At 64.4% G+C, this 21688-nt stretch carries 21 protein-coding genes; all 21 read left to right on the forward strand.

Features of this window, described 5'->3' with window-relative positions; genetic code table 11:
* Positions 1-2: 2 nt before the first annotated feature.
* The 21 genes from O7A05_RS09460 (at position 3) to infB (ending at position 21654) form a co-directional block, all read left to right on the forward strand.
* On the forward strand, positions 3-1604 hold the full coding sequence (locus tag O7A05_RS09460; RefSeq protein ID WP_337092733.1) for a di-heme oxidoreductase family protein: 1602 nt from the start codon (positions 3-5) through the stop codon (positions 1602-1604).
* Positions 1604-2698, forward strand: coding sequence for an imelysin family protein (locus tag O7A05_RS09465; RefSeq protein WP_415926983.1), 1095 nt, complete (start codon positions 1604-1606; stop codon positions 2696-2698). The genes O7A05_RS09460 and O7A05_RS09465 overlap by 1 nt, the downstream gene beginning before the upstream one ends.
* A gap of 4 nt (positions 2699-2702) precedes the next feature.
* Positions 2703-3809, forward strand: a complete 1107-nt coding sequence (locus tag O7A05_RS09470; RefSeq protein WP_337092734.1) for a DUF1513 domain-containing protein — start codon at positions 2703-2705, stop codon at positions 3807-3809.
* Between the two features lie 126 nt (positions 3810-3935).
* Entirely contained in the window at positions 3936-4694 is a 759-nt protein-coding gene (gene tsaB, locus O7A05_RS09475; RefSeq protein WP_337092735.1) for a tRNA (adenosine(37)-N6)-threonylcarbamoyltransferase complex dimerization subunit type 1 TsaB, read from the forward strand.
* Positions 4694-5188, forward strand: a complete 495-nt coding sequence (locus O7A05_RS09480; protein ID WP_337092736.1) for an N-acetyltransferase — start codon at positions 4694-4696, stop codon at positions 5186-5188. Before tsaB ends, O7A05_RS09480 begins: the two co-directional genes overlap by 1 nt.
* A gap of 26 nt (positions 5189-5214) precedes the next feature.
* The gene (gene olsA / locus O7A05_RS09485; RefSeq protein WP_337092737.1) at positions 5215-6015 is read left to right on the forward strand and encodes a lyso-ornithine lipid O-acyltransferase; all 801 of its coding nucleotides are present in this window, start codon (positions 5215-5217) and stop codon (positions 6013-6015) included.
* 73 nt (positions 6016-6088) lie between these two features.
* Positions 6089-7498, forward strand: a complete 1410-nt coding sequence (gene miaB, locus O7A05_RS09490; RefSeq protein WP_337092738.1) for a tRNA (N6-isopentenyl adenosine(37)-C2)-methylthiotransferase MiaB — start codon at positions 6089-6091, stop codon at positions 7496-7498.
* 84 nt (positions 7499-7582) lie between these two features.
* Positions 7583-8575, forward strand: a complete 993-nt coding sequence (locus tag O7A05_RS09495) for a PhoH family protein (RefSeq protein WP_224514303.1) — start codon at positions 7583-7585, stop codon at positions 8573-8575.
* A gap of 10 nt (positions 8576-8585) precedes the next feature.
* Positions 8586-9083 (forward strand): rRNA maturation RNase YbeY, encoded by a 498-nt coding sequence (gene ybeY, locus O7A05_RS09500; protein WP_337092740.1) that lies wholly within the window; start codon positions 8586-8588, stop codon positions 9081-9083.
* Positions 9084-9110: 27 nt separating this feature from the next.
* A complete protein-coding gene (locus O7A05_RS09505; RefSeq protein ID WP_224514100.1) occupies positions 9111-10187 on the forward strand; it encodes a hemolysin family protein in 1077 nt (358 codons plus the stop codon).
* Positions 10188-10262: 75 nt separating this feature from the next.
* Complete coding sequence (locus O7A05_RS09510; RefSeq protein ID WP_337092742.1) at positions 10263-10733, forward strand: VOC family protein; 471 nt, start codon at positions 10263-10265, stop codon at positions 10731-10733.
* Between the two features lie 99 nt (positions 10734-10832).
* Positions 10833-12419 (forward strand): apolipoprotein N-acyltransferase, encoded by a 1587-nt coding sequence (gene lnt, locus O7A05_RS09515; protein ID WP_337092743.1) that lies wholly within the window; start codon positions 10833-10835, stop codon positions 12417-12419.
* A 140-nt stretch (positions 12420-12559) separates the two neighbouring features.
* Complete coding sequence (locus O7A05_RS09520) at positions 12560-12982, forward strand: helix-turn-helix domain-containing protein (protein ID WP_337092745.1); 423 nt, start codon at positions 12560-12562, stop codon at positions 12980-12982.
* 166 nt (positions 12983-13148) lie between these two features.
* Positions 13149-14414, forward strand: coding sequence for a methionine adenosyltransferase (gene metK / locus O7A05_RS09525; RefSeq protein WP_337092746.1), 1266 nt, complete (start codon positions 13149-13151; stop codon positions 14412-14414).
* A gap of 32 nt (positions 14415-14446) precedes the next feature.
* On the forward strand, positions 14447-15121 hold the full coding sequence (gene trmB, locus O7A05_RS09530) for a tRNA (guanine(46)-N(7))-methyltransferase TrmB (RefSeq protein ID WP_415926984.1): 675 nt from the start codon (positions 14447-14449) through the stop codon (positions 15119-15121).
* A gap of 310 nt (positions 15122-15431) precedes the next feature.
* Complete coding sequence (locus tag O7A05_RS09535) at positions 15432-15680, forward strand: CopG family ribbon-helix-helix protein (protein WP_337092748.1); 249 nt, start codon at positions 15432-15434, stop codon at positions 15678-15680.
* On the forward strand, positions 15677-15964 hold the full coding sequence (locus O7A05_RS09540) for a type II toxin-antitoxin system RelE/ParE family toxin (RefSeq protein WP_337092749.1): 288 nt from the start codon (positions 15677-15679) through the stop codon (positions 15962-15964). The genes O7A05_RS09535 and O7A05_RS09540 overlap by 4 nt, the downstream gene beginning before the upstream one ends.
* Before the next feature lie 156 nt (positions 15965-16120).
* Positions 16121-16753, forward strand: a complete 633-nt coding sequence (gene rimP, locus O7A05_RS09545) for a ribosome maturation factor RimP (RefSeq protein ID WP_337092750.1) — start codon at positions 16121-16123, stop codon at positions 16751-16753.
* A 46-nt stretch (positions 16754-16799) separates the two neighbouring features.
* Positions 16800-18395 carry a transcription termination factor NusA gene (nusA, locus tag O7A05_RS09550; RefSeq protein ID WP_337092751.1) on the forward strand — a complete coding sequence of 532 codons (1596 nt, stop codon included), beginning with the start codon at positions 16800-16802 and terminating at the stop codon, positions 18393-18395.
* Positions 18396-18427: 32 nt separating this feature from the next.
* Complete coding sequence (locus O7A05_RS09555; protein ID WP_224514300.1) at positions 18428-19078, forward strand: RNA-binding protein; 651 nt, start codon at positions 18428-18430, stop codon at positions 19076-19078.
* On the forward strand, positions 19075-21654 hold the full coding sequence (gene infB, locus O7A05_RS09560; protein WP_337092752.1) for a translation initiation factor IF-2: 2580 nt from the start codon (positions 19075-19077) through the stop codon (positions 21652-21654). The genes O7A05_RS09555 and infB overlap by 4 nt, the downstream gene beginning before the upstream one ends.
* The last annotated feature ends 34 nt before the right edge of the window (positions 21655-21688 follow it).

Below are 21688 nucleotides of genomic sequence, written 5' to 3' on the forward strand. Positions count from 1 at the left end.
GAATGCGGCGCTCCGTAGATTTTTCGCGCCGCGCGCGGCGGGCCGCAGTCGACGCCCTGCCGCTTCGGAAGACCCCGCGATACCGGATCGGTCGCGAGGCATCGCTTTTGCTGGCGATCATGCTTTCCGCATCCGCCTTAGCCGGTGAGCCCGCCGCCTTGCCGACAAGCCGCACCGATCTGACGCCGAAGGATCAGGCGCGGGTGCTGGCCGTCACCAGGCCAACGACCGATTTCACCAGGCCCGAGCCGTTCGAGCTGATGCAGGGTGGCGCCGGCACGTCGCGCAAGGACGCCAGCCGCGATGCCTTCTCGCAATCCTCCGCCAATATCACCTTCGAGGAAGAAGGAACCTTCAAGCTCGGCAACGCGCTGTTCCGCAAGAACTGGGTGTCGTCGCCGTCTTCTACCCAGGCTTCGGATGGGCTCGGCCCGCTCTTCAACGAACGCGCCTGCCAGAACTGCCATCTGAAGGATGGCCGCGGGCGTCCGCCGGAGGGCGATGTCAGATCGACGTCGATGTTCCTGAGGCTGGCGCGCGATGCCGGCAGCGCCGAGGAGAGGGCCGCGCTCGCCGACCATAAGCTGCTGAACTTTCCGGACCCGATCTATGGCGCGCAATTGCAGGATCTGGCAGTTCCCGGGCTCAAGGGCGAAGGCCGGATGCGCGTCGATTACCAGGAGCAAAAGGTCACGCTCGGCGACGGCGCCGTCGTTTCACTGCGCAAGCCGAGCTATACGATCGAAAATCTCGGCTACGGTCCGCTCGATCCGCGCACCACGCTGTCGCCGCGCCTGACGCCGCCGATGATCGGGCTGGGCCTGATCGAACAGATCGCGCCGGCCGATATCCTCTCGCATGCCGATCCGGACGATCGCAACAGTGACGGCATTTCGGGCCGGCCGAACATCGTGCGCGACGAGCTGAGCGCCGCGGTGACCTTGGGCCGCTTCGGCTGGAAGGCGCAGACCGCCTTGATCCGCCAGCAAACGGCAGATGCCTTTGCCGGCGATATCGGCATCTCGACGCCGGAAATGCCCAAGCATTGGGGCGATTGCACCGAGGCGCAGAAGGATTGCCTGGTCATGCCGGACGGGGTGCAGCAACGCCTCGGCACGGCCGAGGCGCCGCCGCCAGTGATGGACCTCGTCACCTTCTATTCGCAGAATCTGGCCGTGCCGGCGCGGCGCAATCTCGACGAGCCGGTCGTGCTTGCTGGCAAAAAACAGTTCTCCGAGATGGGTTGCATTGCCTGCCACACGCCGAAATTCGTCACCATGCGAGGCACGCCCTACAAGGCGCAGGCCTTTCAGCTGATCTGGCCCTATTCCGACTTCCTGCTGCACGACATGGGCGAAGGCCTTGCCGACGGGCAACGGGTTGGTGAAGCGAGCGGCAGCGAGTGGCGCACCCCGCCGCTCTGGGGCATCGGGCTCACCGCGACAGTCAACGGCAATGCTTTCTATCTGCATGACGGTCGCGCTCGCACGCTTGCCGAGGCGATCCTGTGGCACGGCGGCGAGGGCCGGAAGGCGCGCGACCGTTTCGCCGGCGCAGCCGCGGCTGATCGTGAGGCGCTGATCAAATTCCTGGAGTCCTTATGATGCCGAAACGCGTCGCTCTGATGTCGAAACACTTGGCCCTTGCTCTTCCGTTCCTTCTGGCTGCTGTGATGCCGGCATCGGCCGCGATCAAGGCTTCCGATGTCATCGGCCGCGCCATCGACGGTTTCATCCGCCCCGCCTATGCCAGCCTCGACGAGCATGCGGCGGGCCTGACCAAGGCGATGCACCGGCTTTGCGAAGCGCCGTCCGGGCAAAATCTCGAAGCAGCGCGCGTGGCGTTTTCCGGCACGGTCGAGGCCTGGTCGGTGGCCGAGATCATCGCCTTCGGACCGATCAAGGAGAACAACCGGCTGGAGCGCATGCTCCATTGGCCGGACCGCAAGAGCATCGGCCTGAGGCAAGTGCAGGCCACGCTCGCATCGAAGGATGCTTCCGCCACCGATCCGGCGCAACTGGCGCAAAAGAGCGTCGCCATGCAGGGCCTCGGCGCGCTCGAATATGTGCTTTACGGCGACGGCGCCGAAACGCTTGCCGCGAAAGACGATTCCTACCGCTGCGCCTACGGCGCGGCTGTCGCCGGCAACATTGAAACGATGGCGGGCGAGGTGCGCGAAGCATGGCAAAAGCCCGACGGCTTCGCGTCGCTCTGGGCCACTCCGGGGCCGAAGAACCCGCTCTACCGCGACGGCAACGAAGCGGTGACGGAACTGGTCGGCGTCTTCATCAACGACCTGGAAATGATCCGCGACGTGCGGCTCAAGGGCTTTCTCGGCGCGAAGCCCGAGGCCGACAAGCCGAAGCAGGCGATCTACTGGCGCTCGCAGAACACGACGGCTTCGCTTGCCGGAAATCTCTCCGGCATCGATCAGCTGTTCCAGGCCTCCAAGCTCGGTGATGCGCTGCCCGCCGTTGCGCAATGGATGGCCGAGTCCATCCACATCCAGCTCGCCAACGGCGTGACAACCGCGAAATCCGTTGCCGGCCCGATCGACAAGGCGCTCGCCGACCCCGCGCTGCGCGGCAAGCTCGAGCATTTCGCGCTGATCACTTCCAGCCTGTCGACCTCGATCGGCACCAGGATGACCGCGGAGTTCGGCCTGACCGCGGGCTTTTCGTCGCTGGATGGAGATTGATACATTGAGAACCGCCCTCATAGACCGCCGCGATTTCCTGCGAGCCGCGGGCGTGAGCTTCGCAGCCGCGATGGCGCCGCGCGCCTGGGCCGACACGCTTGCCGCGGATGCGGTGTTTGCCACGGCGTTCGTCAAGCGCGACGGCAGCTTCGGCGCCGCCGTGCTCTCCGAGGCGGGAAAAATCCTGCATACGGTCGATCTGCCCGACCGTGGCCACGACGTCACTTTCGATCCGGCGTCGAAGCGCTCGGTCGTCTTTGCCCGCCAGCCCGGCACCTTTGCCGTGGTCTTCGACCATGCCGGCCGCGACAAGCCGCTGACCATCGCCAGCATCGCCGGCCGGCATTTCTTCGGCCATGGCGTGTTCTCGCCCGACGGCGCCTTGCTCTATGCGACGGAGAACGATTTCGACAACGCGGCAGGTGTCGTGGGTGTCTATGACGCGCGGAAGAAATTCAATCGCGTTGGCGAGTTCCCGACCTACGGCATGGGCCCGCATGAGCTGCTCCCGCTCGGCGACGGCCGCACTTTAGCCATCGCCAACGGCGGGATCGAGACCCATCCCGATTTCGGCCGCGCCGAACTCAACATCGCGACGATGAAGCCGTCCTACACGCTGGTCGACCGCATCACCGGCGACCTGATCGAAAAGCACGAATTGCCGCCGGCGCTGCATCAGCTGTCGATCCGCCACATGGATCGCGACCAGGCGGGCACCATCTGGTTCGGCTGCCAATATCGCGGGCCGGCCACCGACCGGCCGGCGCTGGTCGGCCGTGCCGCGCGCGGCAAGGAGCTCGAGCTCCTGGAGATGCCGCAGGACGTGCTCTCCGGCTTCCGCAATTACATCGGTTCGGTCGCCGCCAACGCCACCACCGGCACCGTCGCCGTCACCTCGCCGGAGGGCAATTCGCTGGCTGTCCTCGACGCCGCCAGCGGACGCGTGGTCGCGACCAAATCGCTGGTCGAGGTCTGCGGCCTCGCGCCCGACGGCGCCGGCTTCATGGCGACGACCGGCGCCGGCGAGATCGTCGGTGGCGCCGGCGCCACCCGTTCCGAACCGGACTATGTCTGGGACAACCACATGCTGCGCATTGTCGCGACGGCGTGATCGCCGCGCGTAGAAGCAAAGCCGCATAATATTTCTCAACCCTGGCCCTTGCGGCGGCCGCCTATGCCGGGCAGAGGGAATTGTGTTTCGATCCAGTTCTTTGACCGGCCGTATGAAGCTGCCTAAATGAAACTGCTCGCCATCGATTGCGCTGCCAATCTCTGCGCCGCTTGCGTCTATGACGCAGGCGCGGGGAAGGAGCTTGGCCGCGAGGTGCGCAATCTCGGCAAAGGCCATGCCGAGCATCTGATGGCCGTCATCGAGATAGCCCTGAAAGCCGGCGGGATCGGCTATCCTGACCTTGACGCCATTACCGTCTCGGTCGGACCCGGTTCCTTCACCGGCCTGCGTGTCGGCGTCTCCACCGCGCGCGGCCTGGCGCTGGCGCTGAAAATCCCGGCGATCGGCGTGACGACGCTGGAATCCCTGGCGGCGGAGGCGGCAAGCGCCTTTCCCGGGCGCGCGGTGCTTGCTGCGCTCGACGCCGGCCGCGAGGAAATCCATGCCGCGCTCTACGATGAAGCGTTAGCGGAAACTTACGGACCTTTCGTAGTCACGCTTTCCGAGGCGACGACCATGGCAATCAACGCCGAAGCGGTCCTGGTCGGCACAGCCGCGCCGCAGATTGCCCAGGCGGCGGGCCGTGCCTTCGACACCGGTCCGGTCGCCGCCACTGCCGATATCGCGACCTATGCCAGGCTGGCCTCGATCAGGGAGCCGGGCGAAAAGCCCAAGCCGCTCTATCTGCGCGGCGCCGACGCCAAGCCGCAGGCGGGCTTCATCCTTCCAAGGCAGGTCCCCAAAGGTCCGAAGGCAGACCATGATCCCAAAAAGTGGGACCCGGTTTTTGGAAAAGATCATGGTCGAAAGGGAAAAGGCTCCTGATGCGCATACCGTTCTTTCAGCCGCGCCGCAGGGATTATGCCTTGGAACCCCTGACGGTTGCCGACAGCGCCGCCATCTCGGAGCTGCATCGCGAGGATTTCGTGCGGCCCTGGACCGATGGCGAGTTCGCAGCGCTGCTCGAACAGGACACCGTGTTCGGCTATGCGGCGCGCGAAACCGGCCAAGGCGCCAAGCCGCCGGTCGGCTTCGTGCTGGCGCGGCTCGCGGCCGGCGAGGGTGAGATCCTGACCGTGGCCGTTGCCCGAAGCCATCGCCGCCAGGGTCTTGGCTGGCAATTGATGGATGCGGTGCTGCGCGAATTGCATGCACAACGTGCCGAAGCGCTCTTCCTCGAGGTCGACGAGACCAATGCGCCGGCGATCGGGCTCTACCGCAGGCTTGGCTTCGTCCAGGTTGGCCATCGCCCGAACTATTACCGTTCGACCGAGCACGGCCCTACCGGCGCGCTTGTCATGCGCCGCGATCTTCGCTAGCCACAGTCCGGTTGGGGCCGGAGCGAATGATCAAGAAATTACGGATTTTCCTGGCGCTCGGCTATGTCGTCGTCTGTTCACTGGTGCTGGTGCCGCTGCAGATCCTGTCGATGAAGACGGGGCTCTGGCCCGATACCTTCATCCTGAAAATCTGGCATCGCATGATCCTGAGGGCGCTCGGCATGCGGGTGCATGTGAAAGGTGCGCTTGCCAGGGAACGTCCTGTGCTGGTGGCGGCCAACCACATTTCCTGGACCGACATCATGGTGCTCGGCTCCTTTGTCGACGTGAAGTTCATCGCCAGGGCCGACATGGAAGGCTGGCCGCTGATCGGCATGCTATCCAAGCTGCAGCGCACCGTCTACATCGAGCGCGAGCGCAAGCGCACCTCCGGCGACCAGGCAAGCGAGATCGCCAAAAGGATGGCAAAAGGCGACGCCATGGTGCTGTTCGCCGAAGGCTCGACCGGGGACGGCAACCTCGTGCTGCCCTTCAAGAGCACGCTCTTCGGCGCTGCCTCGATGGCGATTTCGGAAGGTGCGGCGGACCAGGTCTTCATCCAGCCCGTGGCGATCGCCTATACGCGCCTGCACGGCATGCCGATGGGCCGCCGTCATCGGCCGATCACCGCCTGGATCGGCGACCAGGATCTGATGCCGCACCTGAAGACCCTGCTCGCCGAAGGCGCGCTCGACGCCGAGGTGCATTTCGGCGAGCCGGTGCCGTTCTCCAAGGGCTCGAACCGCAAGGAAACCGCAAGGCTGATGGAAGCCAGGGTGCGCGATATGATGCAGGCCATCCTCGCCGAGCCGGCCAAGAGCCGGTGAGTCCGGGCCGCACGACGCGTCACAAGGCAGAATCGTCTGTTTTTTGTCACGGAAAGACGCTAGAAGCCGGCCGATGGAATTGAACACGATTGAAAGCCACGGCATCGGCGCTGCCGCCGAGCACTCGGCCGGCAGCGACCGGACGGCGAAAAAGGTCTTCGTCAAGACCTATGGCTGCCAGATGAACGTCTACGATTCCCAGCGCATGACGGATGCGCTGGCTGCCGATGGCTATGTCGCCACCAATGCTGTCGAAGACGCCGATCTGGTGCTGCTCAACACCTGTCATATCCGCGAAAAGGCGGCGGAAAAGGTCTATTCCGAGCTTGGCCGTATCCGTGACATGAAAGCCGAGCGCGCCGAGGCGGGCCGCGAGCTCCTGATCGGTGTCGCCGGCTGCGTGGCGCAGGCCGAAGGCGCCGAAATCATCCGCCGCGCCCCTGCGGTCGATCTGGTCATCGGCCCGCAGACCTATCACCGGCTGCCCGACGTGCTGGCAAGGGTCCGTGGCGGCGAGAAGATCGTCGAGACCGAATACGCCATCGAGGACAAGTTCGAGCATCTGCCGCAGCCGAAGCGCGCCGAACTTGCCAGGCGCGGCGTCACCGCCTTCCTCACGGTGCAGGAAGGTTGCGACAAGTTCTGCACCTTCTGCGTGGTGCCTTACACCCGCGGCTCCGAGATTTCACGCCCGGTGGCGCAGATCGTCGCCGAGGCCGAGCGCCTAGCCGAGGCCGGCGTGCGCGAGGTGACCCTGCTCGGCCAGAACGTCAACGCCTGGCACGGCGTCGGCGAAAACGGCGAGGAATGGGGTCTTGGCCGCCTGCTGTTCCGTCTGGCGGAAATCCCCGGCCTGGCGCGGCTGCGCTATACCACCAGCCATCCGCGCGACATGGACGACGAATTGATCGCCGCGCATCGTGACCTGCCCGCCTTGATGCCCTATCTGCATTTGCCGGTGCAGTCGGGATCCGACCGGATTTTGAAGGCAATGAACCGCAGGCACACGGCACGTGACTACCTGGCGCTCATCGAGCGCATCCGCGCTGCGCGCCCCGACGTCGCCATGTCCGGCGACTTCATCGTCGGCTTCCCCGGCGAGACGGACGAGGATTTCGAGGCGACGCTGAAGCTGGTGCGCGAGGTGAACTACGCCTCGGCTTTCTCGTTCAAATATTCGCCTCGCCCCGGCACACCGGGCGCCGAAATGGACGGCCATGTCTCGGAAGCGGTGAAGGACGAGCGTCTGCAGCGTCTGCAGGCGCTGATCAACGAGCAGCAGCGGAATTTCATCGCCGGCCTGGTCGGCCGCACCGTCAGCACGCTGATCGAGAAGCCTGGCCGCCGTGCCGGCCAGATCGTCGGCCGCTCGCCATGGCTGAACCCGGTTATTGTTGACGACAACGCCGGTGGAATCGGTGACATTATTGACGTACGAATCACGAAGACAGGCCCCAACAGCCTGTTCGCCGAACTGGCCTGACGGGCCTCGGCAGATGAGGAGAGACGGTTGAGCGCTGCTGAACTGAAGAATCCGCCCCAGAACCAGGCGTCCGGGGCTTCCGACATGGCGCACATCGTACTGACCTTCGACAACAACAAGCTTGCCAGCGCCCTTTACGGTCAGTTCGACGAGAATCTGGCCCGGCTCGAGCAGAAGCTCGGCGTGGACATCCGCTCGCGCGGCAACCAGCTTGCGATCAAAGGCTCGGCTTCGGCCGCCGAACAGGCGCGCCGCGCGCTGGATACGCTCTACGGCATCCTGCAGAAGGGCGTCGACATCGGCCAATCGGATGTCGACGGCGCCGTGCGCATGGCGATTGCCGCCGACGACCAGCTGACGCTGCCAACCCTGGAGCGCAAGGGCAAGGTTTCGGCCGCGCAGATATCGACGCGTAAGAAGACGATCTACGCCCGTTCGCTCACCCAGGACGCCTATATGCGGGCGCTGGAGCGCTCGGAAATGGTCTTCGGCATCGGCCCCGCCGGCACCGGCAAGACCTATCTGGCGGTGGCGCATGCGGCCATGCTGCTCGAACGCGGCATGGTCGAGCGCATCGTGCTGTCGCGCCCGGCCGTCGAGGCAGGCGAGCGGCTGGGCTTCCTGCCCGGCGACATGAAGGAGAAGGTCGATCCCTATCTGCGGCCCCTCTACGACGCGCTCTACGACATGATGCCGGCCGACAAGGTCGAGCGGGCGATCGCCGCCGAGGTCATCGAGATCGCGCCGCTGGCCTTCATGCGTGGCCGCACGCTGGCGCATGCGGCGGTGATCCTCGACGAGGCGCAGAACACCACGCCGATGCAGATGAAGATGTTTCTGACCCGCCTCGGCGAGAACTCGCGCATGATCGTCACCGGCGATCCGACCCAGATCGACCTGCCGCCCAACACCAAATCGGGCCTGGTCGAGGCGCTGCGCATCCTCGACGGCGTGCCTGGCATCGTCACCGTCCGCTTCAACGAGGGCGACGTGGTGCGCCATCCGCTGGTCGCCGAAATCGTCAAGGCCTATGACCGCGACGGCAAGCTGGCGCGAGGCTTGGGCGCCGAAAGCTGATCAAGGCTCCATGGCTGACGATCCGGAATTTGGCGGCGAGACGCCGTTCGATATCGATATTTTCGTCGAGGCCGGCGGCTGGCCTGCCGAAGCCGAGCTGACGCGTCTCGTCGATCGCGCCGTTGCGGCCGCCTTTGCCGAGACAGGCGCCGGCGGGGCGTCCGAACTCAGCATCGTTTTTTCCGACGATGCCCATATCCAGACGCTCAATGCTGAGTGGCGCGGCAAGGATAAGCCCACCAACGTCTTGTCTTTCCCGGCTTTTTCCTTCCCGAAAGGCGGCCGGCTACCGCCGATGCTGGGCGATATCGTGCTCGCCTTCGAGACGGTGGCGCGCGAGGCCGCCCTGGAAGACAAGCCGATTGCGAACCATATCAGCCATCTCGTCATTCATGGCCTGCTGCATCTTTTGGGCCATGATCACGAGACCGACGCCGAGGCGGAGGAGATGGAAGCGATCGAGCGCGCCGCGCTCGCGAGGCTTGCCATTCCCGATCCCTACGCGTAACAAAAAAGCTCAATTGACCCGATGGCGATGAACGACACCCCAGAAACTGCCGCCCGTCCGGACGCCGGCAGTGCTGCCAAGCCTTCCGAAAAGACGGAAGAGGGCTCCAGTCCGAGTATTCCCACCGGCAGCGCGGCCGCCGAGCCGACGCATGCCGGTCCTTCCCTCTTCGATCGCGTGCTTGGCCTGTTCCGGCACCGCAACGGCACCAGCCTGCGCGAGGAGATCGCCGGCGCGCTTGCCGAAACGGCGACCGATGCCGAATCCTTCTCGCCTGGCGAACGCGCCATGCTCAACAACATCCTGCGCCTGCGCGAGGTGCGGGTCGAGGATGTCATGGTGCCGCGCGCCGATATCGAGGCGGTCGAGATCAACACGACGCTTGGCGACCTGCTCGGCCTTTTCGAGCAATCCGGCCATTCGCGCATGCCGGTCTATTCCGAGACATTGGACGATCCGCGCGGCATGGTCCACATCCGCGACGTACTCGCCCACATCACCAAGGTCGCCCGCGTCAAGAAGGGCCGCACCAGAGCGAAGGCACCGGTGACGACGGCGCTCGACCTCGCGCAGGTCGATCTCGCGCGCACCATCGGCGATCTCAATCTGATCCGCCAGGTGCTGTTCGTGCCGCCCTCGATGTTGGCCTCAGACCTGATGGGCCGCATGCAGACGACGCGCACGCAGATGGCGCTGGTCATCGACGAATATGGCGGCACCGACGGCCTCGCCTCGCTGGAAGACATCGTCGAGATGGTGGTCGGCGACATCGAGGACGAGCATGACGACGACGAGCCGATGATCACGCAGACCGGCGACGGCGTCTTCGTCGTCGACGGTAAGGCCGAGATCGACGAGGTCGCCAAGATGATCGGCGAGGATTTCGCCGCCGGCGAGCACGGCGAATATGTCGACACCATCGGCGGCATGATCTTCAACACGCTGGGACGTGTCCCGGCCAGGGGCGAAGTCGTGCAGGCCATTCCCGGCTTCGAGTTCCATGTGCTCGACGCCGACCCGCGCCGCGTCAAGCGCGTACGCATCGTGCAGAGCCAGAAGGGCGAGCGGCAGCGCCGCCGCGCGGCTCGCACGGAGCAGGCCTGATGTCCAGAGCAATTCCAGGAAAAGTGCGTAGCATTTTCCCGTCCGGAATTGCCTGAAGACAAAACTTGGAGCGGCATGACGATCGACGATCCGTTCAGGCACGCCACCGTTGGGTCAGGCGTCTTCTACCGTGATCCGCGCGCCGCATTGACCTGGCTGCAGGCGGCCTTCGGCTTCGAGCCGAGCATGCTGGTGAGCGACGCCGAGGGCCGGCTTGTCCATGCCGAAATGCGTTTCGGCGACGGCTACATCATCGTCGATTCCGAATGGGCCGGGCATATCGCCAGCCCGGCCTCGGTCAGCGGCAAGAACACCCAAGCCGTCTACGTCCGTCTGCAGCAAGATGTCGACGCTCATCGCGAAAAGGCACGTGCGGCCGGCGCGGAAATTCTTGAAGAACCGACGGATCATTTCTACGGCGAGCGCCAATACCGCGCCCGCGATCCCGAGGGCCATGTCTGGACGTTCAGCCAGACCGTGCGCGTTGTCCCGAAGGACGAGGCCGAGCGGCTGACTGGCTTGCGGATCGAGGGCTGGCACCGATAGCGCGACCGTGTATCAGGCGACGCTTATCCGGGTTTGGATCGGGCGGCGCAGCCTGTTAAACCTCTAGTTCCCTGATTCTCGCGCGACTTGGGAAACTTGATGCAGCGCTTTGCCGGCCGGATAATTCTGCTGTGGGGGTGGCGGCGGGCGCTGGTGGCCTTTGCCGCCGGGGCGCTGGCGGTGCTTGCCCAGGCGCCTTACGATTTCTTCGCCGTCTGTTTCGTCTCGTTCCCGGTCCTGGTCTGGCTGCTCGACGGCGCCACGGGTGAGGCATCCGATGGCTGGCTCAAGCGCCTGAGGCCGGCTTTCGCCACCGGCTGGTGGTTCGGCTTCGGTTATTTCCTCGCCGGCCTGTGGTGGATCGGCCAGGCATTGCTGGTCGAGGCCGACAGCTTCGCTTGGGCCTTGCCATTCGCCGTTGTCGGCATCCCCTTCGCGCTGGCCTTCTTCTATGGCTTTGCCACCGTGGTGGCGCGGCTGTTCTGGAGCAGCGATATCGGCCGCATCGCGGCCCTTGCCTTCGGCTTCGGCCTCGCCGAATGGCTGCGCGACTTCCTCTTCACCGGCTTTCCCTGGAACGCCATCGGCTACGCGGCGATGCCGGTGCCGCTCCTGATGCAGAGCGTCTCGGTGACCGGGATGATCGGTATGAATGCGCTCGCCGTCTTCCTGTTTTCGCTTCCCGCGCTGGTCGCGGCGCGCCGGCATCTGAGACTGGGTATCGCCCTCTTCGTCATCCTCGTTGCCGCCCATGTCGGCTTCGGCTATTTCAGGCTCGTCACCCCGGTTGAACCGACACGCTCGATCGATGTCCGCATCGTCCAGCCCGCGGTCGATCTCAGCGAGAAGTGGGACGCTTCGGTGCGCGATCGCATCTTCGCTACTTTGCTGGGGATATCGGGGAAAGCGCCGGAAGAGGGGCATGCTAAGCCGCAGCTCATCCTGTGGCCGGAAACGTCGGTGCCGTTCCTCTTCACCGAACGTCCGGACGCGCTGACGGCGCTGGGCGACATGCTGGCCGACGGTCAGATGCTGATTGCCGGTGTCGTGCGCGAGGAGGGCGGATCGGCGAGCGCCGGCAGCCGCTATTACAATTCCGTGGCGGCGATCAACGATAAGGGCGAGATCGTCGATGCCGTCGACAAGGTGCATCTGGTGCCCTTCGGCGAGTATCTGCCCTTCGCCGACCTTTTCGAGCGCTTCGGTATCGGTCGGCTCGTTGCCGGACCGATGAATTTCGCCGCCGGCAACGAGCGGCATCCGATCGGTCTGCCGGACGGCCTGCGCGCTGCTCCGTTCATCTGCTACGAGGTGATCTTTCCCGATCTCGTCGGCGTCGACTCCGCGTCGTCTGACGTAATTGTGAACGTCACCAACGACGCCTGGTTTGGCGACACGCCGGGCCCGTATCAGCACTTCAGGCAGGCTCAGATTCGGGCGGTGGAGAATGGATTGCCTCTGCTGCGCGCGGCCAACAACGGCATCTCCGCAGTCGTCGATTCGCGCGGCCGCATCGTCGATGCGCTTGCCGTCGATGCGCGCGGCGCCATTGACGCGCATGTGCCGGTTTCTGGGCGCACCTTTCTGTCTCCCGACCAGCGGAGCATTAACGGATTACTGATCATGTTGGTGTTTGCGCTGACGGCCTTCACATGGAATGTAAGGCAGCGGCTACGGGTGAATTGACAGTCGGCACATTAGAAACTCATACTGTAACGCCTAAAATTTTCTCGAAGTCGGTTGGAGGGTTCTGTTGGGGCAGGTGGCTCCGGCTTCATATGGGCGGAACATAATAGAAGAAGCCGGAAAAATTCGGCGAGGAAAAAATGACAGAAGAGAACAAGAAGAAGCCGAATCCGATCGACATCCATGTCGGGAGTCGCATCCGGCTGCGTCGCAATATGCTTGGAATGAGCCAGGAAAAGCTGGGTGAAAATCTCGGCATCACCTTTCAGCAGATCCAGAAATACGAAAAGGGCACGAACAGGGTTGGCGCAAGTCGTCTGCAGGCGATCGCCTCCATCCTGAGCGTTCCCGTCGCCTTCTTTTTCGAGGATGCCCCGGGCGAGGAGCCCGCCGGCGGCACCAGGGGATTTGCCGAAGACTCCTCGATGGCCTTCGCCATCGAATTCTGCGGCAGTCCCGAAGGGCTTCAGCTCAACCGGGCTTTCGTCAAGATCGGCGACGTCAAGGTGCGCCGCCGCATCATCGATCTGGTGAAGGCGCTCTCCGCCGAAGAGGCCGATTGATTTTTACCTGTGCCGCCGGCCGGCGCCCTGCCGCCGGTGGCATAGCTGGACTTGCCTACACTCATGCCAGAACCGTCGCGCCGCTTGACGAGCGGCGCCCGGCACCGCTAACACGTGGCGCGCCAAAATCGGCAGCCCTGCCGATCTTTTTCAAGAGGGGACACCCGTGACGCGGCAGAATTATCTCTTTACCTCGGAATCCGTCTCCGAGGGTCATCCCGACAAAGTCTGTGACCGTATCTCCGACGAGATCGTGGATCTGGTCTATCGCGAAGCCAAGAAGACGGGCATGGATCCGTGGAAGGTCCGCGTCGCCTGCGAGACGCTGGCCACCACCAACCGCGTCGTCATCGCCGGCGAGGTCCGCGTTCCCGACACGCTTTTGAAGAAGGACAAGGCGGGCAACGTCCTCAAGGATGCGTCCGGCCACCCCGTGGTCAACCCGACCAAGTTCAAGTCTGTTGCCCGCAAGGCGATCCGCGAGATCGGCTACGAGCAGTCCGGCTTCCACTGGAGGACCGCAAAGATCGACGTGCTGCTGCATGGCCAGTCACCCGACATCGGCCAGGGCGTCGACAACGCCGCCGACCGCCAGGGCGAGGAAGGTGCCGGCGACCAGGGCATCATGTTCGGCTACGCCTGCCGCGAGACACCCGACCTGATGCCGGCGCCGATCTATTACAGCCACAAGATTCTCGAATTGCTGGCCGCGGCGCGTCATGAAGGCAACGGCGATGCCGGCCAGCTCGGCCCGGACGCCAAGAGCCAGGTCACCGTGCGCTATGCCGACGGCAAGGCGGCGGAAGTCACGCAGATCGTGCTCTCCACCCAGCATCTCGATGCGAGTTGGGATTCCAAGAAGGTCCGCAAGGTGGTCGAGCCTTATATCCGCGAGGCGCTTGGCGACTTGAAGATCGCCGAGGACTGCAACTGGTATATCAACCCGACCGGTAAGTTCGTCATCGGCGGGCCTGACGGCGATGCCGGCCTCACCGGCCGCAAGATCATAGTTGATACCTATGGTGGCGCGGCACCGCATGGCGGCGGCGCCTTCTCGGGCAAGGACACCACCAAGGTCGACCGTTCGGCGGCCTATGCGGCCCGCTATCTCGCCAAGAACGTGGTGGCGGCCAAGCTTGCCGACCGCTGCACCATCCAGCTCTCCTACGCTATCGGCGTCGCCCAGCCCCTGTCGGTCTATGTCGACCTGCACGGCACCGGCAAGGTCGAGGAATCGAAGCTCGAAGAGGCGTTGCGCAAGGTGATGGATCTATCGCCGTCGGGCATCCGCCGTCATCTCGATTTGAACAAGCCGATTTACGCGAAAACCTCGTCTTACGGCCATTTCGGCCGCAAGGCCGGCCGCGACGGCTCCTTCTCCTGGGAGAAGACCGATCTCGCCAAGGCGCTCAAGGACGCCGTCGCCGCCTGACGCCAGTGCACGCAAAGGACAGGCTGAGCCGGGTGACCGAAGGATTCTTCGGTCGCCGGCACGGTAAAACTATACGCCCGCAGCAAGCGATTGCCCTCGAATGCGGCTTGCGCGAATACCGGATCGACCTGACTGCGGAAGCCCCGGCTGACCTCAAGACCTTGTTCAAGGCAGAGGTTTCGGCACTCCAGCTGGAAATCGGCTTCGGCGGCGGCGAGCATCTTCTGCATCGCGCCACGGAAGCGCCGCAGACCGGGTTCATCGGCGTCGAGCCCTTCGTCAACGGCATGGCCAAGATGATGACGGCGCTCGGCAAGTCGCCGCTTGCCAATCTCAGGGTCTATGACGACGATGCCACGCGCCTGCTCGACTGGCTGCCGTCAGGCTCGCTCGACGGCATCGACCTGCTCTATCCCGATCCGTGGCCGAAGAAGAAGCACTGGAAGCGGCGCTTCGTCAGCGCCGCCAACCTCGGCCGATTTGCCCGGGTGCTGAAAGCCGGCGGCAGGTTCCGCTTCGCCTCCGACATTGACAGCTACGTCAACTGGACGCTGCTTGCCTGCCGGGATCATGGCGCCTTCGCATGGCAGGCCGAAGACGCTGCCGACTGGCACCGGCCCTATGCGGGCTGGCCTGGCACACGCTATGAGGCCAAGGCCATCCGCGAGGGTCGACGGCCTGCTTACCTGACCTTCATCCGGAAATAGGCCGGCAGTTCTCAACTTCATCCGCTTTAGAAGCGGCCGATCCGATCGAAAGCCGCCGGGTCGATGCCGAGCTTTCACGTCGTTACGGCGCGGCTTGCGGGCCCCTCTTAGCGGTCCCCAGCCGCGGCTGCCGCGCACCGAGGACGAAAGCTATCCACGGCTCAGATAGCGACGACACATCCCCTCACAAAGAACTGCATGGCAATGCGCGGCGCGCAACGCAGCTCAAGCGCGTTCTGCCCCGCGATGCGCGGATTTGACGAATCATTCTGGTTCCATCACATTCATAGTGAACCAGAATGGAGACAGGATGATGAGTGCCTTCACCGTACGGCTTCCTGATGAGACTGTGGCTAAGCTCGACCAATTGGCCGAAAAGGTGGATCGCTCCCGTTCCTACGTCGCGGCTCAAGCGATCGAAGACTATGTCGCCAGGGAAGAATGGCAGCTTGCCGAGATCGAGGCCGGCCTTGACGAAGCCTATCGAGGAGAATTCGCAAGCGAGAAGGACTTGGCCGGCGTCATAGCGAAATACGTCAAGCCGGCCTCCGAACGATGAAGCGGATCCGCTGGACCCAGCGCGCCATGCGCCGTCTCGACCAGATTGGCGCTTTCATCGAAAAGGACAATTCAATGGCCGCGGCACGGGTGGTTGCCCGTATCGTTTCCTCCGCGGACAATCTCGCCGAGCAACCCGCCATGGGGCGGGTCGGGCGGGTGAAAGGGACGCGAGAACTGGTCCTTTCTGATATCCCGTACATAATTCCCTACCGCGTTGTCGGCGGCGAGATCGAGATACTCACCGTGATGCATGCGGCCCAGCGATGGCCGCGCCAGTTGTAGACGCAACCGCTAGCCTGTGCCTGAAGGCTTGAAACGCCGGCGGCAATCGTCTATATCAGCCTCAAATTCTTGGTCGGTATGACGAAGAGTGGGTCCACCCGGTCCCGCTCTTTTTTATTACCCGCCGGCCGGAAGCCAAAAAACGACAGGGATCTGATGACTGCAGCGGCAAGCGAGGCCGACGACCGTATCATCCGCGAAAGCGGCATCGATGCGCGCATTGCGCTGATCGTGCAGCCGGTGCTCAAGGCCATCGGCTTCCGTCTCGTGCGGGTGCAGTTGACCGGCCAGAACGGGCTGACGCTGCAGATCATGGCCGAACGCGAAGACGGCACCATGACCGTCGAGGATTGCGAAGAGGTCAGCCGCGCCGTGTCGCCGGCGCTCGATGTCGATGATCCGATCGAAAAGGCATACCATCTCGAAGTGTCCTCGCCCGGTATCGACCGGCCGCTGGTGCGCAAATCGGATTTCACCGCCTGGACCGGCCATCTGGTCAAGTTGGAAACATCGATTCTCATCGGCGACCGCAAGCGTTTCAAGGGCAAGATCGCCGAGGCTGACGCCGACGGCATCCTGGTCGAGCGCGACAAGGCGGCCTATGGCGAGGAGCCGACGGTGCGCGTGCCCTATGACGCGCTCGCCGAGGCTCGGCTCGTGCTGACCGACGATCTCATCCGCGATGCCCTGTCGAAGGACAACCGGGCGCGCAAGGAAGCCAGGAAACGCCGCGGCGAAGCGCAAGACGCCGGCGCGGACGAAGAAAACGAAACCGAACAGGAAAATTGATTGAGTAGCCGGGCCGCGTGCCCGGCGCGAAATCGGGAGAAAGACAATGGTTGTAAGCGCCAACAGGCTTGAACTGCTGCAGATCGCCGACGCGGTCGCGCGTGAAAAGTCGATCGACAAGCAGATCGTCATCGCCGCCATGGCCGACGCGATCCAGAAGGCGGCGCGCTCCCGCTATGGCCAGGAGACCAACATCCGCGCCGACATCAACCCGAACACCGGCGAGATGAAGCTGCAGCGGCTGATGGAAGTGGTCGAGAAGGTCGAGGACTACGCGACGCAGATCGCGCTTTCCACGGCCCGCGAGCGCAATCCCGACGCCCAGCTCGGCGACTTCATCGCCGAGCAGCTGCCGCCCATGGATTTCGGCCGCATCGCCGCCCAGTCGGCCAAGCAGGTCATCGTGCAGAAGGTGCGCGAGGCCGAGCGCGACCGCCAATATGACGAATACAAGGATCGCATCGGCGAGATCGTCAACGGCACCGTCAAGCGCGTCGAATACGGCAACGTCATCGTCGATCTCGGCCGTGGCGAGGCGATCATCCGCCGCGACGAGCTGATCCCGCGCGAGAACTACAAATATGGCGACCGCGTGCGGGCCTATGTCTATGACGTGCGCCGCGAGCAGCGCGGCCCGCAGATCTTTCTGTCGCGCACCCATCCGCAGTTCATGGCCAAGCTCTTCACCATGGAAGTGCCGGAAATCTACGACGGCATCATCGAGATCAAGTCGGTCGCCCGCGATCCGGGCTCGCGCGCCAAGATCGCGGTCATCTCGCGCGATTCCTCGATCGATCCGGTCGGCGCCTGCGTCGGCATGCGGGGCAGCCGCGTCCAGGCGGTGGTCGGCGAGTTGCAGGGCGAGAAGATCGACATCATTCCGTGGTCGCCTTCGGCCGCTTCCTTCATCGTCAACGCGCTGCAGCCGGCCGAAGTCGCCAAGGTGGTGCTCGACGAGGATGCCGAGCGCATCGAAGTGGTTGTGCCGGACGACCAGCTGTCGCTGGCCATCGGCCGCCGCGGCCAGAACGTGCGCTTGGCCTCGCAGCTCACCGGCTGGGACATCGACATCCTGACCGAGCAGGAGGAGAGCGAGCGCCGCCAGAAGGAATTCGTCGAGCGTTCGGCGCTCTTCATGGAAGCTCTCGACGTCGACGAGATGGTCGGCCAGGTGCTCGCCTCCGAAGGCTTCACCAGCGTCGAGGAAGTCGCCTATGTCGATCCGGGCGAAATCTCCTCGATCGACGGCTTCGACGAGGACACCGCTTCGGAAATTCAGACCCGCGCCCGCGAATATCTGGAAAAGATCGAGGCCGAGCATGACGAAAAGCGCAAGGCGCTGGGCGTCAAGGACGAGCTGCGCAAGATCCCCGGCGTCACCACCGCCATGATGGTCACGCTCGGCGAGGACGGCGTGAAGACCATCGAGGACTTCGCCGGCTATGCCGCCGACGACCTGATCGGCTGGAAAGAGCGCAAGGACGGCGAGACCAAGGTCTATCCGGGCGTGCTCGCCAGCCACGGCGTCTCGCGCGCCGAGGCCGAGCAGATGGTTCTTGCGGCCCGCAAGCAGGCCGGCTGGATCACCGAGGAAGAGCTCGCCGCCGAAGAGACAGCGGCCGACGAAACCGTCGGTGCGTGAGGTGACCACCAATCGCAAAGCCCGTGGACGAGATGAACGATCGCACTTGCATCGTTACGCGCAGGCAGGCCGAAGCGGATGAACTGATCCGCTTCGTCGTCGGCCCGGATTCGGCCGTTGTTCCGGACATCAAGAGAAATCTGCCCGGCCGCGGTTGCTGGGTCACCGCCGATCGCCTACATATCGAGAAGGCAGCGGCGAAGAACCTGTTTGCCCGTGCTTTCAAGGCACAGGTGACCGTTCCGGCCGACATCGGCGCCATGGTTGACGGGCTGCTCTCCAGATCCGCTCTGGGCATGCTCGGCCTTGCTCGCAAGGCGGGCGCCGTCGTTCTTGGCGCCGCCAAGGTCGAGGGCGCGGTGCGCGACGGCCAGGCGCTGCTTGTGCTGCATGCGACCGAGGCTTCGGACGATGGCGTCCGCAAGATCAGTCAGGCGCGGCGGGCAACCGTCCATCTCGGCGGCCCCGCCATCCTTGCCTACAAACTTTTCCCCGAGGCCGAGTTGAGCTTGGCATTGGGGGGTACAAATGTGATACATGCTGCCGTCCTCGCGCAAGACGCAGGACTGGCGGTTGAGAAGCGCGTTGTTGCGCTCGACCGATATCGGGGCGGTACCCCGAACGATCTGGCAATGCTTGCGGCCGTTGCTGACGAAGATGATGCCGCAGAGGATATGGAATGAGCGATACGAAATCGGGCGACGACAAGACGTTGAGCGTTACGCCGAAGAAGACCTTGACGCTGAAGCGCCCCGGCCTCGAGCAGGGCACCGTGCGCCAGAATTTCTCGCATGGCCGCACCAAGTCGGTCGTCGTGGAGACCAAGAAGCGCAAGTTCTCGCTGCCCGGCGACAAGCCGGAGCCGGTGGCGCCGTCCGTCTTCACGTCCAAGCCTGCCGCTGCTCCTGTGGCAGCAGCGCCTGCCGTGCAGGAAGCGCCCAAGGCGCCGACGCCGCCGCCGGAGCGTTCCGGCATGGTTCTGAACGAACTCTCGCGCGGCGAGATGGAAGCGCGCCGCAGGGCGCTGGAAGGTTCCAAGGCCCGCGAGGCCGAGGATCGCCAGCGCGCTCTGGACGATGCCAAGCGTCGCGCCGAGGAAGAGGAACGCCGCAAGCGTGAACGCGAGGAATCCGCGCGCCGTCAGGCCGAGGAGGAAGCGCGCCTGCAGGCCGAGGCGGAATCCCGTCGCCGTGCCGAGGAGGAGGCTCGCCGTCGCGCGCCGCAGGCCGCCGACATCGCCACGGCCGATGACGAGGAAGAGGCTAAGCCCAGACGCACAGGCACCGGTGGCGCAGCCAGCACACCGCCGCGCCGTCTTGCGACGCCGGAAGTGGCTCGCCCGGCCAAGCCGACCAAGGGCGAGGAAGATCGCCGCCGCGGCAAGCTGACGCTGAACTCGGCGCTGTCGGATGACGACGCGCGCGCCCGTTCGCTGTCGTCGATGCGTCGCCGCCAGGAAAAATTCAAACGCGCGCTTCATAATGAGCCGCGCGAGAAAGTCATGCGCGAAGTGATCCTGCCCGAAACCATCACCATCCAGGAACTGGCGCAGCGCATGTCCGAGCGCGCCGTGGACGTGGTCAAGTACTTCATGAAGCAGGGCCAGATTCTGAAGCCGGGCGATGTCATCGACGCCGACACGGCCGAGCTGGTGGCTTCCGAATTCGGCCACACCGTCCGCCGCGTCGCCGAGTCCGACATCGAGGAAGGCCTGTTCAACATCGCCGACCGCCCGGAGGACCTTGTGTCGCGTCCGCCGGTCGTGACCATCATGGGCCATGTCGACCACGGCAAGACCTCGCTGCTCGACGCCATCCGCAACGCCAATGTCGTCTCCGGCGAGGCCGGCGGCATCACCCAGCACATCGGTGCCTACCAGATCGAGAAGAACGGTCAGAAGATCACCTTCATCGACACGCCCGGCCACGCCGCTTTCACGGCCATGCGCGCCCGCGGCGCCCAGGTCACCGACATCGCGGTGCTGGTGGTGGCGGCCGACGATAGCGTGATGCCGCAGACGATCGAATCGATCAACCATGCCAAGGCGGCCGGCGTGCCGATCATCGTGGCGATCAACAAGATCGACAAGCGCGACGCCGACCCGCAGAAGGTGCGGACCGAGCTGCTGCGCCACGAAGTCTTCGTGGAATCGATGGGCGGCGAGGTGCTGGACGTCGAGGTTTCGGCGACCAAGGGCACCAATCTCGACAGGCTCTTGGAAGCTATCCTGCTGCAGGCCGAAGTCCTCGACCTCAAGGCCAACCCCGACCGCACCGCCGAAGGCGCGGTCATCGAGGCGCAGTTGGACAAGGGCCGTGGTCCGGTCGCCACCGTGCTGGTGCAGACCGGCACTCTGATGCCTGGCGACATCATCGTCGCAGGCAATGAGTGGGGCCGTGTGCGTGCGCTCGTCAACGATCGCGGCGAGCATGTGCCGGAAGCGCCGCCGGCAATGCCGGTCGAGGTGCTCGGCCTCCAGGGCACGCCCCAGGCAGGCGACCGCTTCGCCGTCGTCAACAACGAGGCGCGCGCCCGTGAGATCACCGAGTACCGTCAGCGCCTGGCGCGCGACAAGGCGGTGGCCAGGCATGCCGGCCAGCGCGGCTCGCTGGAGCAGATGATGTCGCAGTTGCAGACGAGCGGGCTGAAGGAATTCCCGCTGGTCATCAAGGGCGACGTGCAGGGCTCCATCGAGGCGATCAATGCCGCTCTCGAAAAGCTCGGCAACGACGAGGTCAGAGTGCGGATCGTCCATTCGGGCGCCGGCGGCATCACCGAAAGCGACGTCTCGCTGGCCGAGACGTCCGGTGCCGCGATCATCGGCTTCAACGTTCGCGCCAATGCGCAGGCGCGCACCGCGGCGGCTGCCGCGGGCATCGAGATCCGTTACTACTCGATTATCTACAACCTCGTCGACGACGTGAAGGCGGCCCTTTCCGGCATGCTTTCGCCGGAGCGGCGCGAGACCTTCATCGGCAATGCCGAGATTCTCGAGATATTCGACATCTCGAAGATCGGCAAGATCGCTGGCTGCCGCGTCACCGAAGGCAAGGTCGAGCGTGGCGCGGGCGTGCGCCTGATCCGCGACAACGTTGTCGTCCACGAAGGCACGCTGAAGACGCTCAAGCGCTTCAAGGACGAGGTTTCGGAAGTGCCGGGCGGCCAGGAATGCGGCATGGCCTTCCAGAACTACGAGGACATGCGCGTCGGTGACATCATCGAGTGCTTCCGCGTCGAGATGGTGAGCAGGACGCTCTAAATTCGGGTATACTTGCCGAAATGAAACGGGCGGC

The sequence above is a fragment of the Mesorhizobium argentiipisi (SeqCode) genome (assembly GCF_037179585.1).
GTDB classification, from domain to species: Bacteria; Pseudomonadota; Alphaproteobacteria; order Rhizobiales; family Rhizobiaceae; genus Mesorhizobium; species Mesorhizobium argentiipisi.

Bases quoted from the DNA above. Each gene is read 5' to 3' on its own strand.
- O7A05_RS09460 (WP_337092733.1), top strand. From the start codon at position 3: ATGCGGCGCTCCGTAGATTTTTCGCGCCGCGCGCGGCGGGCCGCAGTC.
- O7A05_RS09465 (WP_415926983.1), top strand. From the start codon at position 1,604: ATGCCGAAACGCGTCGCTCTGATGTCGAAACACTTGGCCCTTGCTCTT.
- tsaB (WP_337092735.1), top strand. From the start codon at position 3,936: ATGAAACTGCTCGCCATCGATTGCGCTGCCAATCTCTGCGCCGCTTGC.
- O7A05_RS09480 (WP_337092736.1), top strand. From the start codon at position 4,694: ATGCGCATACCGTTCTTTCAGCCGCGCCGCAGGGATTATGCCTTGGAA.
- olsA (WP_337092737.1), top strand. From the start codon at position 5,215: ATGATCAAGAAATTACGGATTTTCCTGGCGCTCGGCTATGTCGTCGTC.
- miaB (WP_337092738.1), top strand. From the start codon at position 6,089: ATGGAATTGAACACGATTGAAAGCCACGGCATCGGCGCTGCCGCCGAG.
- O7A05_RS09495 (WP_224514303.1), top strand. From the start codon at position 7,583: ATGGCGCACATCGTACTGACCTTCGACAACAACAAGCTTGCCAGCGCC.
- ybeY (WP_337092740.1), top strand. From the start codon at position 8,586: ATGGCTGACGATCCGGAATTTGGCGGCGAGACGCCGTTCGATATCGAT.
- O7A05_RS09505 (WP_224514100.1), top strand. From the start codon at position 9,111: ATGAACGACACCCCAGAAACTGCCGCCCGTCCGGACGCCGGCAGTGCT.
- O7A05_RS09510 (WP_337092742.1), top strand. From the start codon at position 10,263: ATGACGATCGACGATCCGTTCAGGCACGCCACCGTTGGGTCAGGCGTC.
- lnt (WP_337092743.1), top strand. From the start codon at position 10,833: ATGCAGCGCTTTGCCGGCCGGATAATTCTGCTGTGGGGGTGGCGGCGG.
- O7A05_RS09520 (WP_337092745.1), top strand. From the start codon at position 12,560: ATGACAGAAGAGAACAAGAAGAAGCCGAATCCGATCGACATCCATGTC.
- O7A05_RS09535 (WP_337092748.1), top strand. From the start codon at position 15,432: ATGATGAGTGCCTTCACCGTACGGCTTCCTGATGAGACTGTGGCTAAG.
- O7A05_RS09540 (WP_337092749.1), top strand. From the start codon at position 15,677: ATGAAGCGGATCCGCTGGACCCAGCGCGCCATGCGCCGTCTCGACCAG.
- rimP (WP_337092750.1), top strand. From the start codon at position 16,121: ATGACTGCAGCGGCAAGCGAGGCCGACGACCGTATCATCCGCGAAAGC.
- nusA (WP_337092751.1), top strand. From the start codon at position 16,800: ATGGTTGTAAGCGCCAACAGGCTTGAACTGCTGCAGATCGCCGACGCG.
- O7A05_RS09555 (WP_224514300.1), top strand. From the start codon at position 18,428: ATGAACGATCGCACTTGCATCGTTACGCGCAGGCAGGCCGAAGCGGAT.
- infB (WP_337092752.1), top strand. From the start codon at position 19,075: ATGAGCGATACGAAATCGGGCGACGACAAGACGTTGAGCGTTACGCCG.